Genomic DNA, 15,850 nt, shown 5'->3' with positions numbered 1-15,850 from the left:
GTCCTCGACTTCCCCAAGCGCGTCGTGCGCGAGCCCATCAGTTGACATTCTGTCCGGTATGTCTTCGGTGTTTCCCGGCGCTGGGCGGTTGAGCGCCGCGGTGGCCCGGGTATTGGATCGGGCGGGGGAGACCGTCGGCACCGGGTTCGTCATCGGGCCCGGGCATATCGCGACCTGCGCGCACGTGGTGACCGCGGCGGTGGATCCGGGCGCGGACGTGATGACGGCCCAGGTGGCGCTGGACTTTCCGCTGCTGCCGGGGGCGCCGCGCATCGCGGCCCGGGTGCGGCGCTGGGAGCCGGTCCGCCCGGACGGGCGCGGTGATATCGCGGTGCTGGAAATGGACGGGGAGGTGCTGGGCGAGATCGCCCCGCCGCCGCTGTGGCGGGCGGATCGGCCGTGGGGCAGGGAATTTCGTTCCGTCGGGTTTCCCAGTGAACTGGCCGACGGGGTCTGGGTGTGGGGCGAATTCCGGGCGCCGCAGGGCTCCGGCTGGCTGCAATTGCACGGGGCGAGCGGGAGTCAGCCGATCACCGGCGGCTTCAGCGGGTCGCCGGTGTGGGATGTGGGCAGTGAGGCGGTGGTCGGAATGGCCGTCGCCGTGGACCGGCGGCGGCTGACCCGCACGGCCTTCATGATTCCGGTGAACGAGGTGCTCGGCCTGGATCCGGCCCTGCTGCCGAATCCGTATCGCGGGCTGGAACCGTTCGGGGAGAACGACTCGCACCTGTTCTACGGCCGCGCTGCGGAAGCCGAGCGGGTGCTGGAGGCGTTGCGGGATCTGTCGGTGGTAACCATCGTCGGGCGTTCGGGCATCGGGAAGTCCTCGCTCGTCATGGCGGGTGTGGTGCCGCGGCTGCGCGCGGACGGCGTGCGCATCGAGAACCTGACCGCCGATACCGGCTGGGTCGCACCGGATTTGCGACCGGGGGAGAAGGCGCTGCTGGTGGCCGACCAGTTCGAGGAGCTGGTGGCTACCGACCCGGAGCGAGCGCGAATACGGTTGCGGGACTTGCTGGAACGCGCCGAGGATCCGGCGGTGCGGGTGCTGCTCACCCTGCGCTGGGATGTGATGGAGGCGTTGTCCGGCGATGATCTCGGGCAGGCCCTCGACCGCGCCACCATCTCCCTGTCGCCCATGGGCCGCGAGCAACTGCGGCGGGCGATCCGCGGCCCCGCCACCCACGCGCCGGGTGTGGATATCGACGACGACCTGGTGGAACGCCTCATCGACGATACGGCCGGCGAGCCGGGCGGGCTGCCGCTGCTGGAGTCGGTGCTCACCGAACTGTGGGAACAGCGCGACGGCGGGCGGCTGACCGTCGCCGACTACGAGCGGGTGGGCCGCGCGGCCGGATCCATCGCGCGCCGGGCGGAGCGGGTCTACGGGCAGTTCACCGATGCCGCCGATGCGCGGGCCGCGCGCCGGCTGCTGACCGAACTGGCCGCGCCGCGCGGTGACGGATTCGTGCGGATACCGGTCTCCATGCGCGATGTCCCCGAATTGCGGGCTGTCGCCGGACGTCTGGCGCGGGAGCGGCTCGTCGCCACCGGCCGCGGCGCCGACGACGCCGATATGGTCGAGCTCGCGCATCAGTCGCTCATCGACAACTGGCCGCGGCTGCGCGAATGGCTGGAGACCGACCGCGACTTCCTGGACTGGCAGCGGCGCACCGAACGGGCACGCCGCAAATGGGTGTCGCAGGACAATGACGACGGCGGGCTGCTGCGCGGTGGCGAGCTCTCGGACGCGGAGGAATGGCTGGCCCGGCGGCCGCACGATATCCCGGTTCCGGTGCGCGACTACGTTTCCGCGGGACTGCGGGTGCGCCGGCGGGAGGTGCGGCGCTGGCGCGTCATCACCGCCGTCCTCGCGGTGGTGACCCTGGTCGCCGCCGGCACCGCGGTGCTGGCGTATCGCACCGGCGCGCAGCGCGCCCAGGCACTGCGCGAGCTGGCCGGGATCGTGCTCGCGGAACAGTCGCTGAAACTGGCGGGCTCACAGCCGAATCTGGCCTTGCAATACGCGCAGGCCGCGGCCCGGCTCGCTCCGCCCGGTGATCACACGGTGGAAGCTGCCTTGCTCACCCAGCAGATCCGGATGGCCTCGGCGGTGTCCGTCCGCACCGGGCTGGGCCGGGATGTGCGGCTGGTGGCCGCGGACGATACCGCCGCGGTGGTCGCGACCGGCGATATCGACGGGTCGGTGACGGTCTGGCCGGGCCTGCTCGACGGCGGCGCCGAGCCGTGGCGGTTGCCGGTGCGGGATGTGGTGGCGCTGGAGCTGAGCGGTGACGGCCGCAAACTGGCGACCGTGGACGACCTCGGCGGTGTGCAGGTGTGGGATGTGGCGCGGCGGGCGGGGCCGTTCACCATTCGTCCCGCGGCGGCGGTCGAGCCGCCGACGGCGATTTCGGTGCGACTCTCCGAGGACGGTGCGCGCCTGGTTGTTTCGTACGACACGCACCGTTCGGTGCGGCCGGTCGGGCATCGCTTCCGGCCACCGACCGATCAGGGTGACCCGGATACCGTGGACACCTTCGACACCACCGCCGATCCGCCCGCCCGGCTGACCGGGTACACGACGGAGACGCGATCGGATGTGTTTCCGCTGCACATCGATTCGAGCACCGGCGACACCTGGTTCCACGTGGTGAGCGCGAGCGGGGAACAGCTCTACCAGTTGCGCACCGCCGACGGCCGGCGCGTCGATCTCGCGCCCGGTGACGATGCGCGGGGCGTCATCGTGCCCTGTGCCGACGGTCGGCTCGGTGATGTCGTGCTCCGCCGCCCGGCCGGAACCACGTCGATCGGGAAGGGCACGGCATGCCTCGCCGTGCCCGAGGGCGCGACCGTGAACCGTGACGAGACGGGCCGGTACGTGATCCTCTCCTTCGCCCCGGAGAACACGCTGTTTCAGCTGGTCCACCTGGTGGATCTGGTGACGCGGCAGCAGTATCGCGTGCAGGCGCGCTACCAGTCCATCGGCAAACCGGGCTGGATCGTCCGGCCCGGTCCCTCGGGTCCGGAGCTGTTCGTGATCGGCGCCGACGATGTCACCCGGCACGCGCCCGCCGCCGACTACGAGGCGTCCGCGGGGTTCGGGGCGGCGCCCAAGGTAATGACCTGGGGCCGCGACAGCCGCTTCGAGGCCGAATACCACTCCGACACCGGGCGTTTGGAAGTCCGCGAGGTGTATCCGAAGGTGCGGCCGCCGACAGCGGTGACGGTGCGACTGCCTGCGGACGGCAAGGTCGCCGAGCTGACCATTACGGCGGACAACCGATTCCTGGTGCTCGCCGCCGTGGATTCCCATGAGCTGCTGGTGTATTCGATTCCGGAGCTGCGCTTGGTCAACCGCATCACCTTGCCGCTGCCGGTCGAATATCAGAACTCGGCGGTCAAGCTGCCGAAAATATCCGTGATCACCATGCGCGACGATGTGATCGCCGCCATGCACGGCGGGTATATCACCCGCTGGCACGCCGCTACCGGTCTCGCGGACGGTGCGCCGCAGCAGATCTGGCGCAATCGCGACGAATTCGCCGTCGTCGTGGAACAGGCCTGGGCCTGGGAGAACGGTACGGCCCCCGATGAACTGCTGATCTTCACGCCCCGCGAGGTGACGGTGTGGGACAGCGCGGCCGCCCGCCCCGTCCGCCGGATCTCCGGAGCCGATACCGGCTTGATCGACGGCGTCAACAAGACCCTCGACATTCCCGCCGTCTATATCTGGAACGAAAAACGCCGAGTAGAGATCTGGGACACCGCCACCGGCGAGATCACACCCTCCCCCGTCCACATCCCGTGGGCGCCGGTGGTGGAACGAACATCGACCGGTCTGGTGATCGTCGGCTGGGACACCGGCGAAATCAAGATCATGGACGTCGCGCAGGGCGTGCTGGTGGACGGCATGCTGCCCGGCGCGGACCTTCGCCCCTGGGTGGCCCGGCCCGGCGCCAATGGCCTGATCATCACCAGTAGCGGCCTGTTCACCCTGAACCTGGATCGTCAGCACATCCTCGCCCGCCTCTGCGCCATCAGCGATCGCGAATTCACCGATGCGGAACGGGAATTGCTCCCACTGGGCGCCACCTCGGACCCGCCGTGTCGCTGAGTGATCAGGCGACCTCGTGCAGCCCGGCCCGCACCTTCGCCAGCGCACTGTGCACATACGCCTTCACCGTGCCCGAGGACAGCCCCATGATCGCGGCCGTCTCCGCATAGGTATTGCCTTCGTAGGTGCGCAGCACGACCGCTTCCCGCTCCCGTCGCGGCAACTGGTCGAGTGCGGCGATCAGTAAGTGCCGCAGCGTGATCAGGTCGTCGAACGGGAGCTCCGCCCGCTCCGCCAGCGCGGCGATGCGCTCCTCGCCGTCGGGATCCAGGCGCTCCCGCTCGGCGGCCGCGCGCCGCCAGGAGTCGCGCACCAGATTCTTGACCGTTGCCCACAGATAGCTGCACATCTCGTCGACCCGCGTGATATCCGGTTGCCGGGCATAGACCCGCATGAGGGCGGTCTGGACGATATCTTCCGCATCGCCGCGATCGCCGACCTGTTTCGCGGCCCAGCCGACGAGTATCTCGCTGATGGATTCATAAGCGATCACGAGGATTTCGTCGAACGTGGTCTGCGCCGGGGCTCGACGCGGCGTCGGCCTTTCCGGTGCCGGCACCGGCCACCGCGGTTGCTGCGATGGCGGCGGGGAGGGCTGCCACCCTCGGCCGGGCTGCGGTGGCGGGAGATAGGGCTGCTGCGGTGGGTAGGACTCCACCGGTGGGCAGGAAGGTTGTCGCGGCCCCGGCCTCAGCCAGCGGCGTTTGGCGGGCACGGGTGCGGCCGGCTCCGGTGCCCGCGCGATGCGGAGCAGGGCGTTATCGGATTCGGTGGCCGCGACCAGCAGCAACGGCTCCTGCGCGCACTCGCGCAGCACTTCGCCCAGTAGTGCCTCGAATGCGGCGTCCCGCAAGGCCGCCCCGTCGCTGGTCATGGCCGTACCTCCCCGTCTCGCCCGGCTGATGGTCGCAGCCTCACCGATCGCGCCCGCCGCGTCCACCCTTTTCGGCGTCGGGCGAATCCGCTTCTTCGCATGGAGCAAGGAAATTCGCACCCAACCTTTCGCGGCCCTGGCCGGTTCATCAATGCGACCGGCGTCGTCGTACCGGAGGGGTGTGCGACGCGGCCGGTCCCGGAAAGAGAGGAATGCCCGTGCCGACCATGCTCAGCCGTGATCTGTCCGCGCTATTGGGCCGCACCCGCGCCGCAGTCCTGGAGGCGATCGCCGACGGCGGCAGCACCAGCCTGGTGGCCCAGCGACTCGGCGTCTCGCCCGCTACCGCCAGCGAACATGCCGCTGTCCTGCGTGAAGCCGGCTTGGTGGCCAGTATCCGGGTGCGAAACAGCGTGCATCACAATCTCACCCCGCTCGGCGCGGCTCTGCTGGGTTTGCGTCCGGGCCGCGGGCTGGAGCTCAGTCATGCATGAGCGGCGTCGCGCGCGGGTGGCGAACCCCACGCACCGGCCGTTCGGCACGGGCATATCATGCGAACATGACCGGAATGGACCGCCCACGGCGGTTGCGCCGCACTCCTGCCATGCGTCGGCTGGTTGCCGAGACCTCGCTGGAGCCGCGGCACTTGGTACTTCCCATGTTCGTCGCCGACGGGCTCGACGAACCGCGTGAGATCTCTTCGATGCCCGGCGTTTTCCAGCATTCGATGGATTCGCTGCGCAAGGCGGCCGTGGAGGCCGTGACGGCCGGGGTCGGCGGGCTCATGCTGTTCGGCGTGCCGCGGCCGGAGGACAAGGACCCCGAGGGGAGCCAGGCCGCGGATCCGGAGGGGATTCTCAATCGCGGTCTGCGGGCGCTGGTGAGCGAGGTCGGCGGATCGACGGTGGTCATGGCCGACACCTGCCTGGACGAGTTCACCTCGCACGGGCACTGCGGCGTGCTGAACGCCGAGGGCGCCGTCGACAATGACGCGACCCTGCAGCGGTATGTGGATATGGCGCTGGCGCAGGCCGCGACCGGGGCCGATCTGCTCGGCACCAGCGGCATGATGGACGGCCAGGTGGGCGCCATTCGCGCGGGCCTGGACGCCGCCGGATACTCCGACACCGGGATCCTCGCCTATGCCGCCAAGTACGCCTCGGCGTTCTACGGCCCGTTCCGCGAGGCGGTGGGCTCGTCGCTGCAGGGCGATCGGCGCACCTATCAGCAGGATGCGGCCAATCGCCGGGAGGCCCTGCGCGAGCTGGAACTGGATCTGGCCGAGGGCGCGGACATCGTCATGGTGAAACCGGCCATGGCGTATCTGGATATTCTGCGCGAGGTGGCGGATCGGTCGCCGGTGCCGGTGGCCGCCTATCAGATCTCCGGCGAGTACGCGATGATCACCGCCGCGGCGCAGAACGGGTGGATCGATCGCCGTGCCGCCGTGCTGGAGTCGCTGCTGGGTATCCGGCGGGCGGGCGCGGATTTCGTGCTCACCTACTGGGCCACCGAAGCCGCGCACTGGCTGGCGTGAGCGAGCAACGCCGATCGTGAATTCGATGGTCCCACCGGCGGGCGCGCGGCCGGTCCCGCAGGACGTGCGCACCGCCGCGCAGCTCTGGTACGCGGCGCTGGCCGTCGGTGTGGTGCAGGTGATCTCGTCCATGCTGGCGCAGCTCGGGCAGCGGAAGGAGCTGGCGCAGCGGCAGTTCGAGGATCTGCACGCCAAGCAGCCGGAGATCACCCTCGAGCAGGTGCAGTTGTGGGTGCTGGTGGTGTTCGGTCTGGTCGCCCTGTTCTGGCTGGTGCTGATCGGGGCCGGGGTCGCCATCGTCTATCAGCTGGGGCGCGGAAAGCAGTGGGCGCGAACGCTGCTCACCGGTCTGGCCATCTTTCTGGGGCTGGGCGCGATCGGCACGCTGTTCGGCTCCGGCGCCACCGCGGGACCGGCGGCCTTGATCGCGGGCGGTGCGGGTATCGTGCAGGCGGTGCTGGCCGGCGGGGCCGTATTCCTGTGCTACCGAAAGGAATCCGAGCCGTTCTTCCGCCCCGGAACGCAATGAGTACTCCTGAGTTTGTTACGGGCGTACTACCGGGTAAGGTGAGGGCTGTCACAGGGATTTCGGGAACCGGAAGCCGTACCCCATGCGTTGTGTCATGGTCGGTTCGGCTCCGGTGGAGCGGAGGCAACGATGCGAGTGGTGATCCAGCAGCCGCACAGCCTGCGGCGCGATGTGCTGGTGCTCGGTCTGCTCATTCTGTTCGGACTGCTCACTCTCGCCGTGCTGTTGATTCCGGGTCTCGTCGGCTGAGCCCCATGAGCTTTGCGTCCGGCCTATGAGTGAGGCCGCTGCCGCCGATGCGAGCGGAACCGCTCCGGCCGTGCTGTTCTCCGAGCCCGGAGCCCGCTGGCGGACCATCGCCTACGGTCCCGCGCTGTGTGGGTTCATCCTGGTGCTGGAGCTGATTCGCGGCGGCGATGTGCACTGGTTCGGGCTCGTCTTCTGCGCCGCCCTGCTGGCCGGCTTCGTCTGGCTGCAAGTGATCGCCGGAAAGCGGCACATCAGCGTCGAACTCACCGCCGACACGCTGCGCGAGGGCACCGAACTGCTGCCATTGCGCAACATCGCCGAGGTGCTCCCGGAAGTCGACGCGGAGTCCTGGGATGATGAGGACTGGGAATCGGCGCGCGCGCTCGGCGAACTCAGTGGAGTCCCGCGGCGGCGCAAGGGCATCGGGCTGAAACTGCGCGACGGCGGTCTCGTCCAGGCCTGGGCGCGCGACCACCGGACGCTGCGGGCCGAACTGACCGCGGCCCTGGAAAAGCTCAGCGGTGACGAGGAGAAGGAGGCGCGGTGATGCGATGGCTCGCCGTGCTCGCCGAATTCGTGCTCGCTGCACTGCTCGCGGGCGCCGCGGTGTGGTGCTGGCGCAATGGGGTGCACAGCGGATGGTTCGCGCCCGTGGGGGAGTCGCCCGGATTCACCGCCACCCGCTATTCCGGGCCCTGGCTGGCCGGGGCCGCCATCCTGGTGACGGCGGCCGGGCTGGTGTTCATCGACCTGATCGCCCGCGCGCTGCACCGGGACCGCTGATTCGCGCGTCCGTTACTGCGGGCGCGGGACAATGGGTGCATGAAGCACGCACTCTCCTGGCTGGATCTGCTCCCGCCGCAGTTGAATTGCCTGCTCTCGACCGGGTGGGCCGTTTTCTGCCTGGGACTACCGCTGTCCTGAGCGGTCAGCGCCAGTTCTGGTAAACATCCAGCACTCGCCCACCGCGGGTGCCCGGGAAATTGAAGAAGACGACGACGCTGCCATCCGGATGGGTCGCCGCCTCCATGACCACCTGCCGCAGCGAGGCGTGCACCCCGCCGTTCTCGTCCCTGTAGATCTGCGTCTCCGGATGCAGCCCCGCCCCCATCCGACTCAATGGCACAACCATGCTCACCAGCGCCGGAATCGGCCCACTCGCAATGGCCGCGGTCTCCTCGTGCGACAGATGCACCCCGACCCGCCCCTGATCGAACTGCGGAATCGGCACGCCCGCCGCCGCGTCCCCCGCCCCCGCAGTTACGGCGAACGCCGCACCCGCCATCGCCAACAGCCCCGCGCCGAACCTGCGCATACCCGTCCCTCCCTCTCTTCGATGCCGCCTCTGCGCCGAGAGATTACGCACTGGCAACCTGCTAGCGGTCAATCTCGGTGGAATCCGGTCACGGCGTGTTGCCGCTTTGTGGCGGCGAAGGTGACAATTGATTTCGCGCGGGCCGGGTAACTCGTCGGGTACGGCCAAAATGAGTTCGGCTCCCAACCGCAGGCACGCGTTGCCAGCGGTCAGCGGCTCTTAGCCGGGCGCTGAATATTCGGGGAGGGGGGACCGCTTTCGCTGTGGGATGCCCCACCTCGACTACACCCTGTCGTCGACGGGGGTTCGGGCGGCTGAGAGACTGGGGTCCGTGGCTTCTTCTCCGCGTGTGACCCAGGCGTCGGTGCCGGTCTCAGCCCAACTCTTCGAACGTGCCGCGGCGGTCATTCCGGGTGGCGTGAATTCACCCGTGCGGGCCTTCAATTCCGTGGGCGGCACGCCGCGGTTCATCGCGTCCGCGCAGGGGTACACGCTCACCGATGCCGATGGCAACGACTACGTGGACCTGGTGTGCTCGTGGGGCCCGATGATTCTCGGGCACGCGCACCCGGCCGTGGTCGAGGCCGTGCAGCGGGCCGCCACCGGCGGGCTGTCCTTCGGCGCGCCGACCGAGGCGGAGATCGAGCTCGCCGAGGCCATCGCGGCGCGGGTCGAACCCGTGGAGCGGGTGCGCCTGGTGAACTCGGGCACCGAGGCCACCATGAGCGCGGTCCGGCTGGCGCGCGGCTTCACCGGGCGCTCCAAGATCATCAAGTTCAGCGGCTGCTACCACGGGCACGTGGACGCGCTGCTCGCCGACGCCGGCTCCGGCGTGGCGACCCTCGGACTGCCGACCTCGCCCGGCGTGACCGGCGCGCAGGCGGGCGACACCATCGTGCTGCCGTACAACGACCTCGAGGCCGTGGCGGCCGCCTTCGCCGCCAATCCGGGGCAGATCGCGTGCGTCATCACCGAGGCCGCCGCGGGCAATATGGGCGCGGTCGCGCCGCTGCCGCCGGAGGGCACGCTGCCCGGGTTCAACCAGGGGCTGCGGCAGCTCACCCGCGACAATGGCGCGCTGCTCATCATGGACGAGGTCATGACCGGATTCCGGGTCAGCGCCGCGGGCTGGTACGGCCTCGACGGCGTGGCCGGGGACCTCTACACCTTCGGCAAGGTCATGAGCGGCGGCCTGCCCGCCGCGGCGTTCGGCGGGCGCGCCGACATCATGAACCACCTGGCGCCCATCGGACCGGTGTATCAGGCGGGCACCCTCTCCGGGAATCCGGTGGCCGTCGCCGCGGGCCTGGCCACGCTGCGCGCCGCCGACGCCTCGGTGTACGCGGCCCTGGATCGCAATGCCGAACGCCTCGGCGCGCTGTTCACCGCGGCGCTGACCGCCGAAGGCGTGGCGCACCAGGTGCAATTCGCAGGCAATATGGTGAGCGTGTTCTTCGCCGAGAACCCCGTCACCGACTATGCCGCCGCCAAGGCCAGTGAAACCTGGCGTTTCCCGGCCTTCTTCCACGCGCTGCTGGAGCACGGCGTCTATGCCCCGCCCAGCGCCTTCGAGGCATGGTTCGTCTCCGCGGCACTCGACGAGGACGCTTTCGATCGCATCGCCGCCGCCCTCCCCGCCGCCGCGCGCGCCGCGGCGGCCGCCACCCCCGAAGGATCCGCCGCGTGAGCTCCACTCAGCCCGACCACGGTCAGCCCGCACCGAACCCGGCCGCCATCTCGCCCGCCGACGCCGTCCGTCTCCTGGAATCGATCCGCCAGGCCGAAGAGGAGCTCGCCGAAACCGGTGAGCTGATCGCTGTCTCGGATGCAGCCGAAACCGGCTCTGCCGCAGACGAATCGGCTACGAAGGTGGAATCAGCCACCGTTGCGCCCAGCGAAAGCGGTTCCGCTGCCACGGATTCGGTGGACGACCGTCGGCCGGAAACGGCCGAGGCTGCCGCTGCGGCGCAAGACTCGGTGGCCGTCGCCGAGCAGCCTGCGGCCGGGCAGCCTGCGGTGGACGAGGCCGAGCAGCCTGCGGTGCATGCGGCCGAGCAGACCGCAGCAGTTGAGGCTGGGCAGCGCGCGGCGGTCGAGGCTGAGCTGTCTGTGGTTGTCGAGGCTGAGCAGTCTGCGGCCGTCGACGTGGAGCAGTCTGCGGCCGTCGAGGCTGAGGAGTCTGCGGTCGTCGACGCCGAGGAAGCTGTGGTGGACGTCTGGCGGACTGTGGCGGTCGAGATCGAGCGATCCGTGACGGTCGACGCTGATTCCGCGCAGGAAGAACCGGCGGAAGCCGATTCTGCTGCGGCGCTGGAGATTTCGGAGCAGGGCGGGTCGGCGGACGAGACTGCTGCCGAAGCCGCCGAGGATGCGGCCGACTCGGCGCTCACCGCGAGCGGTGTGCTGCTGCCCGGGACCGTGGCCGATGATGTCGAGACCATCGTGCACGTCATGCGGCACGGTGAGGTGCACAATCCCAAGGGGATTCTGTACGGGCGGCTGTCCGGATTCCAGCTGTCGGTGACGGGCCGGGCGCAGGCGCAGGCGGTTTCGCGGTCGCTGGCCGATCATGACATCGCGCTGGTGGTGGCCTCGCCCTTGCAGCGGGCGCAGGAGACCGCGGAACCCATTGCGCTGCAGCACGGTGTGCTGATCCGGACCGATGACAATCTCATCGAGGCCGGCAATACCTTCGAGGGGCTGCGGGTTTCGGTGGGCGACGGCGCGCTGCGCAAGCCCCGGCACTGGTGGAAGCTGCGCGATCCGTTCACGCCGTCCTGGGGTGAGCCGTACCTGCAGATCGCGCATCGCATGCTGGCCGCGGTCAACAAGGCCCGGGTGGAGGCCGCGGGGCGCGAGGCCGTGCTGGTCTCGCATCAGCTGCCGGTGTGGACGCTGCGGCGCTTCCTGCAGGGCCAGCGGCTGTGGCACGACCCGCGGGCGCGGCAGTGCTCGCTCGCGTCATTGACTTCCCTTGTATACCAAGGCGATACGTTGATCGACATCGTGTACTCGGAACCGGCGGGGGCTTCGGATCCCAAGGTGACGGGAGCATGAGACCGGCCATCGCGTCCCGGCCCGGTGCCCCCGTATCGCGTGAATCGCGGATCCGGCGCACGGTTTCGGCACTGCTGGCGAGCGTCTGCCTGGTGGCGGCGCTCGCCGGGTGCACGACCGCGGGCAAGGACGCGGTGGCGCAAGGCGGGACCTTCGATTTCGTATCGCCGGGCGGCAAGACCGACATCTCCTACGATCCGCCGGAATCGCGCGGGACCATCGGCAAGCTGTCCGGCCCGGATCTCATGACCGACGGCAAGACCACCTCGGTCGAGGACTTCCCCGGCAAGATCGTCGTCCTCAATCTGTGGGGCCAGTGGTGCGGGCCGTGCCGGGCGGAAGCGCCTGCGCTGGAAGAGGTTTACGAGGCGTACCGGGACAAGGGCGTGGCCTTCCTGGGCATCAACGTCCGGGACAACCAGCAGGACAAGGCGCAGGATTTCGTCACCGACAACAAGGTCGGCTACCCCTCCATCTACGACCCGTCCATGCGCACCCTGCTCGCGCTCGGCGGGAAGTTCCCCACCAGCGTCATTCCCACCACCATCGTGCTCGACAAGCAGCATCGGGTGGCGGCGGTCTTCCTGCGCGCACTGCTCGCCGAGGACCTGAAGCCGACCCTCGACAAGCTGGTCCTGGAGCAGCCGTGAACGACGTGACAGTGCTTGCGGGCGTAGGGGAGTCGTTCCAGCAGACCGCCGCCACCGGGCCGCTGCTGCTCGCGCTCGGCGCGTGCGTGCTGGCCGGGCTGGTGTCGTTCGCCTCGCCGTGCGTGGTGCCGCTGGTGCCGGGATACCTGTCGTATCTCGCGGGCGTCGTGGGCGCGGAGGCGCCGCCGGTGACGGTGGCCGAGGCGCAGCGCACCACGGTTATCGAGAAGAACCGCGGCCGTATGCGTGTCGCGGGCGCGGCCGGATTGTTCGTCGCCGGGTTCACCGTCGTGTTCACCCTCGCGTCCGCGACCGTGTTCGGCGCCATCCAGGTGCTGAACGTCAATCGTGAACTGCTGCAACGGGTCGGCGGCATCGTCACCATCATCATGGGCCTGGCGTTCATCGGCTTGATCCCGGCGTTGCAGCGGGACACCCGCATGGAGCCCAAGCGGCTGAGCGGCCTCATCGGCGCACCGCTGCTGGGCGCGGTGTTCGCGCTCGGCTGGACGCCCTGTCTCGGCCCGACCCTGTCCGGCGTGATGGCCGTGTCCGCGGGCACCGAGGGCACCACCGCCGCGCGCGGCGTCGCCCTCATCGTGGCCTACTGCCTCGGGCTGGGCCTGCCGTTCGTCATCCTGGCCTTCGGCTCGGCGACCGCGCTGCGCGGCGTCGGCTGGCTGCGCCGCAATTCCCGCATCATTCAGGTGGTCGGCGGCATCCTGCTGGTGGCCGTCGGCTTCGCCCTGGTGACCGGAGCGTGGGACCAGTTCGTCTCCTGGGTCCGCGACGCCTTCGTCTCGAATGTGACCCTCCCGATCTGATGACCGTGACCACCGAAACCCCCGCCGCCCCCGCCCGCCCGCCGCGTCAGTCGCTGCCGCGCAAGGTCTTCGCCGTACTGCGCAATACCTGGCGCGGGCTCACCAGCATGCGCACCGCGCTCATGCTGCTGTTCCTGCTGGCGCTGGCGGCCATTCCGGGCGCGCTGCTGCCGCAGCGCAGCCTGAACCAGTCGAAGGTCGACGAATACATCCGCAACCGGCCGACTCTGGGCCCGTGGATGGATCGCTTCGAGTTGTTCGACGTGTTCTCCAGCTTCTGGTTCACCGCCGTCTACGTGCTGTTGTTCGTGTCGCTGGTGGGCTGCATCCTGCCGCGCTGCTACGACCACTACAAGGCGCTGCGCACGCCGCCGGTGAAGGCGCCGCGCAATCTCTCCCGGCTGCCGCACCACTATGCGGGCGCGGACGCGGAGAGCGCGGACGAGGTCATCGAGCGGGCCCGCAAGGAACTGCGCGGCTGGCGGACGGTGGTGCAGCAGGGAACCCGCGACGGCGAGGTGACGCTCTCCGCCGAGAAGGGCTACACCCGCGAGGCCGGCAATCTGGTCTTCCACCTGGCGCTGGTCGGCCTGCTGGCCGCCGTGGCCGCGGGCAAGCTGTTCGGCTATGAGGGCAATGTGGTCGTGATCGCCAATGACGGTCCCGGATTCTGCACCACCTCGCCCGCCGTCTTCGACTCCTTCCGCGCCGGCAATGTGAACGACGGCACCGGGCTGACGCCATTGTGTGTGCGGGTCAAGAACTTCAAGGCCGACTATCTGCCCAATGGCCAGGCCGAGATGTTCACCTCCGACATCTCGTATCAGTCGGGCGCGGATCTGGCGTCCGGCACCTGGCGGGACACCACCATCAAGGTGAATCATCCGCTGCGCGTCGCCGGTGACCGGATCTACCTGCAGGGCCACGGTTTCGCGCCGAAGTTCACGGTGACCTTCCCCGACGGTCAGACCCGCACCGAGTCCATCCAGTGGCGGCCCGACGACGCCACCACCTTCCTGTCCTCGGGTGTGCTGCGCATCGATCCGCCGGGCGGCATGTATCCGAACGAGGATGAGCGCCGCAAGCATCAGATCGCCATCCAGGGCCTGTTCGCGCCGACCGCGCTGCTGCACGGATCGCTGCTCACCTCGGCATTCCCGTCCATGACCGATCCCGCGGTGGCCGTGGACATCTATGTCGGCGACACCGGTCTCGACACCGGCCGCGCGCAGTCGCTGTTCTCCCTCGATCAGGAGATGATCAAGCAGGGCCGCCTGCTGAAGGAGCAGCGCGTCAATCTGAAGCCCGGCGAATCCGCGACCCTCTCCGACGGCACCAAGGTCACCTTCGACGGCGCCGAGGAATTCGTGAACCTCCAGGTCTCCCACGACCCGGCGCAGCAGTGGGTCCTGATCAGCGCCCTCACCATGATGGCCGGCCTGCTGGTGTCCCTGCTGGTGAAGCGCCGCCGCATCTGGCTGCGCGCCTATCCGGACCCCGACGTTGCCGCCGAAGGAAAACGACGTACCGTAGTAGAAATGGGCGGACTGGCCCGCACCGACCAGGCGGGTTGGGGCGGCGAGTTCGACCGATTGCGTGAGCGGCTGCTGACCGAGAACCCGGGAGAGAAGTAATGCCGATCGACGAGACCATCGCCGCCTACAGCGATCTCGCCTTCAAGTCGGCCATGGTGGTGTACGCACTGGTCACCATCATGCTGATCTGGCAATTCGCCACCCGCACCGTGAACGAGCGCGAGCTGGTCACGGCCGGCGGCGGTCCGGCTCCTGCGACCGATGCCGCCGCCCCCGGCAAGGTCGCCGCCCGCCCCCAGCGCCCGTTCCCCGAGCGCCTCGGCAATATGGCCTTCTCGACCCTCTTCGTCGCCGCGGGCCTGCACCTGGTCTCGATCGTGCTGCGCGGCTTCGCGACCCACCGCTTCCCGCTCGGCAATATGTACGAGTTCGTCTCCATGGCCTGCGCGGCCGCGGTGGTCCTGGGCCTGGTCCTCCTCCGCGACCAGCGTTACCGCGGCATGTGGGCCTTCCTGCTCGTCCCCGTCCTGATCCTCATGTTCCTGGCCGGAACGGTCCTGTACGCGGATGCCGCCCCGGTAGTCCCGGCTCTGAAGTCCTTCTGGCTCCCCGTCCACGTCACCATCGTCTCGGTGGGCAGCGGCGTCTTCCTCGTCTCCGGCGTGGCCAGCATGCTGTTCCTCTACCGCCTCCGCCAGCCCGCCGGCTCGGAATCCGCCAACTTCCTGGGCAACCTGGCCCGCCGCCTCCCCGACGCCCAAACCCTCGACCGCCTCGCCTACCGCACCACCATCATCGGCTTCCCGCTGTTCGGCGCCGGCGTAATCCTCGGCGCCATCTGGGCCGAGGCGGCGTGGGGCCGCTTCTGGGGCTGGGACCCCAAGGAAACCGTCTCCTTCATCGCCTGGGTCCTCTACGCCGCCTACCTGCACGCCCGCGCCACCTCCGGCTGGCGCGACACCAAAGCCGCCTGGATCAACATCGCCGGCTTCGTGGCAATGCTCTTCAACCTCTTCATCATCAACATCGTGGTGAGCGGTTTGCACAGCTACGCGGGCCTCAACTAACGCCTCCCACCCGGCCCCGATCGCCCGCCAACCCGACGGGCGATCGAGACACGCGTGATCGGCGACCGGTGGGTGGACCACCGACCGCCGATCGTG

The 15,850-nt window shown here is 69.3% G+C and carries 14 protein-coding genes; 12 read left to right on the top strand and 2 right to left on the bottom strand.

The window, feature by feature from the left end; genetic code table 11:
* Window positions 1-58 precede the first annotated feature (58 nt).
* Entirely contained in the window at window positions 59-4,117 is a 4,059-nt protein-coding gene (locus ACFVIV_RS36980; protein ID WP_379204639.1) for a trypsin-like peptidase domain-containing protein, read from the top strand.
* A 4-nt stretch (window positions 4,118-4,121) separates the two neighbouring features.
* Here ACFVIV_RS36980 and ACFVIV_RS36975 read toward each other — a convergent pair whose 3' ends face one another.
* The gene (locus ACFVIV_RS36975; protein WP_379204637.1) at window positions 4,122-4,991 is read right to left on the bottom strand and encodes an RNA polymerase sigma factor; all 870 of its coding nucleotides are present in this window, start codon (window positions 4,989-4,991) and stop codon (window positions 4,122-4,124) included.
* Between the two features lie 227 nt (window positions 4,992-5,218).
* On the opposite strand from ACFVIV_RS36975, the gene ACFVIV_RS36970 reads away from it, so the two are divergent.
* The 5 genes from ACFVIV_RS36970 to ACFVIV_RS36950 all read left to right on the top strand — a co-directional run bounded on the left by ACFVIV_RS36970 (window position 5,219) and on the right by ACFVIV_RS36950 (window position 8,089).
* Window positions 5,219-5,485: a winged helix-turn-helix domain-containing protein gene (locus ACFVIV_RS36970; RefSeq protein WP_379204649.1), complete on the top strand. Its 267-nt coding sequence runs from the start codon at window positions 5,219-5,221 to the stop codon at window positions 5,483-5,485.
* Between the two features lie 65 nt (window positions 5,486-5,550).
* Window positions 5,551-6,528, top strand: a complete 978-nt coding sequence (hemB, locus tag ACFVIV_RS36965) for a porphobilinogen synthase (RefSeq protein ID WP_379204635.1) — start codon at window positions 5,551-5,553, stop codon at window positions 6,526-6,528.
* Between the two features lie 25 nt (window positions 6,529-6,553).
* Window positions 6,554-7,057 (top strand): hypothetical protein, encoded by a 504-nt coding sequence (locus tag ACFVIV_RS36960; RefSeq protein ID WP_379204633.1) that lies wholly within the window; start codon window positions 6,554-6,556, stop codon window positions 7,055-7,057.
* Window positions 7,058-7,331: 274 nt separating this feature from the next.
* Window positions 7,332-7,853, top strand: a complete 522-nt coding sequence (locus ACFVIV_RS36955) for a hypothetical protein (protein WP_379204631.1) — start codon at window positions 7,332-7,334, stop codon at window positions 7,851-7,853.
* On the top strand, window positions 7,853-8,089 hold the full coding sequence (locus tag ACFVIV_RS36950; protein WP_379204629.1) for a hypothetical protein: 237 nt from the start codon (window positions 7,853-7,855) through the stop codon (window positions 8,087-8,089). Before ACFVIV_RS36955 ends, ACFVIV_RS36950 begins: the two co-directional genes overlap by 1 nt.
* A gap of 145 nt (window positions 8,090-8,234) precedes the next feature.
* Here the strand turns inward: ACFVIV_RS36950 and ACFVIV_RS36945 are convergent, their stop codons facing one another.
* Window positions 8,235-8,621 (bottom strand): hypothetical protein, encoded by a 387-nt coding sequence (locus ACFVIV_RS36945; RefSeq protein WP_379204628.1) that lies wholly within the window; start codon window positions 8,619-8,621, stop codon window positions 8,235-8,237.
* A gap of 331 nt (window positions 8,622-8,952) precedes the next feature.
* Here ACFVIV_RS36945 and hemL point away from each other — a divergent pair, with 331 nt between their 5' ends.
* From hemL to ccsB, 6 genes are all read left to right on the top strand, one after another.
* Window positions 8,953-10,308 carry a glutamate-1-semialdehyde 2,1-aminomutase gene (hemL, locus tag ACFVIV_RS36940; protein WP_379204626.1) on the top strand — a complete coding sequence of 452 codons (1,356 nt, stop codon included), beginning with the start codon at window positions 8,953-8,955 and terminating at the stop codon, window positions 10,306-10,308.
* 764 nt (window positions 10,309-11,072) lie between these two features.
* The gene (locus ACFVIV_RS36935) at window positions 11,073-11,678 is read left to right on the top strand and encodes a histidine phosphatase family protein (protein ID WP_379204647.1); all 606 of its coding nucleotides are present in this window, start codon (window positions 11,073-11,075) and stop codon (window positions 11,676-11,678) included.
* Window positions 11,675-12,328 carry a TlpA disulfide reductase family protein gene (locus tag ACFVIV_RS36930; RefSeq protein ID WP_379204624.1) on the top strand — a complete coding sequence of 218 codons (654 nt, stop codon included), beginning with the start codon at window positions 11,675-11,677 and terminating at the stop codon, window positions 12,326-12,328. Before ACFVIV_RS36935 ends, ACFVIV_RS36930 begins: the two co-directional genes overlap by 4 nt.
* Before the next feature lie 5 nt (window positions 12,329-12,333).
* The gene (locus ACFVIV_RS36925; protein WP_379204645.1) at window positions 12,334-13,152 is read left to right on the top strand and encodes a cytochrome c biogenesis CcdA family protein; all 819 of its coding nucleotides are present in this window, start codon (window positions 12,334-12,336) and stop codon (window positions 13,150-13,152) included.
* Window positions 13,152-14,786 carry a cytochrome c biogenesis protein ResB gene (locus tag ACFVIV_RS36920; RefSeq protein ID WP_379204622.1) on the top strand — a complete coding sequence of 545 codons (1,635 nt, stop codon included), beginning with the start codon at window positions 13,152-13,154 and terminating at the stop codon, window positions 14,784-14,786. Before ACFVIV_RS36925 ends, ACFVIV_RS36920 begins: the two co-directional genes overlap by 1 nt.
* Window positions 14,786-15,754 carry a c-type cytochrome biogenesis protein CcsB gene (gene ccsB / locus ACFVIV_RS36915; protein ID WP_379204620.1) on the top strand — a complete coding sequence of 323 codons (969 nt, stop codon included), beginning with the start codon at window positions 14,786-14,788 and terminating at the stop codon, window positions 15,752-15,754. The genes ACFVIV_RS36920 and ccsB overlap by 1 nt, the downstream gene beginning before the upstream one ends.
* Window positions 15,755-15,850: the final 96 nt, after the last annotated feature.

The organism is Nocardia sp. NPDC127526 (assembly GCF_042672265.1).
Lineage (GTDB): Bacteria > Actinomycetota > Actinomycetes > Mycobacteriales > Mycobacteriaceae > Nocardia.
Note: the sequence above shows the minus strand (reverse complement) of the source record. Positions and strands in the feature narration are given on the sequence as shown.

What these genes read in the sequence shown, in the direction of transcription:
- ACFVIV_RS36970 (WP_379204649.1), top strand. Translation starts at nt 5,219, where the DNA reads ATGCTCAGCCGTGATCTGTCCGCGCTATTGGGCCGCACCCGCGCCGCA.
- ACFVIV_RS36950 (WP_379204629.1), top strand. Translation starts at nt 7,853, where the DNA reads ATGCGATGGCTCGCCGTGCTCGCCGAATTCGTGCTCGCTGCACTGCTC.
- ACFVIV_RS36960 (WP_379204633.1), top strand. Translation starts at nt 6,554, where the DNA reads ATGGTCCCACCGGCGGGCGCGCGGCCGGTCCCGCAGGACGTGCGCACC.
- ACFVIV_RS36980 (WP_379204639.1), top strand. Translation starts at nt 59, where the DNA reads ATGTCTTCGGTGTTTCCCGGCGCTGGGCGGTTGAGCGCCGCGGTGGCC.
- ACFVIV_RS36975 (WP_379204637.1), bottom strand. Translation starts at nt 4,991, where the DNA reads ATGACCAGCGACGGGGCGGCCTTGCGGGACGCCGCATTCGAGGCACTA.
- hemB (WP_379204635.1), top strand. Translation starts at nt 5,551, where the DNA reads ATGACCGGAATGGACCGCCCACGGCGGTTGCGCCGCACTCCTGCCATG.
- ACFVIV_RS36945 (WP_379204628.1), bottom strand. Translation starts at nt 8,621, where the DNA reads ATGCGCAGGTTCGGCGCGGGGCTGTTGGCGATGGCGGGTGCGGCGTTC.
- ACFVIV_RS36935 (WP_379204647.1), top strand. Translation starts at nt 11,073, where the DNA reads ATGCGGCACGGTGAGGTGCACAATCCCAAGGGGATTCTGTACGGGCGG.
- ACFVIV_RS36920 (WP_379204622.1), top strand. Translation starts at nt 13,152, where the DNA reads ATGACCGTGACCACCGAAACCCCCGCCGCCCCCGCCCGCCCGCCGCGT.
- ccsB (WP_379204620.1), top strand. Translation starts at nt 14,786, where the DNA reads ATGCCGATCGACGAGACCATCGCCGCCTACAGCGATCTCGCCTTCAAG.
- ACFVIV_RS36955 (WP_379204631.1), top strand. Translation starts at nt 7,332, where the DNA reads ATGAGTGAGGCCGCTGCCGCCGATGCGAGCGGAACCGCTCCGGCCGTG.
- ACFVIV_RS36930 (WP_379204624.1), top strand. Translation starts at nt 11,675, where the DNA reads ATGAGACCGGCCATCGCGTCCCGGCCCGGTGCCCCCGTATCGCGTGAA.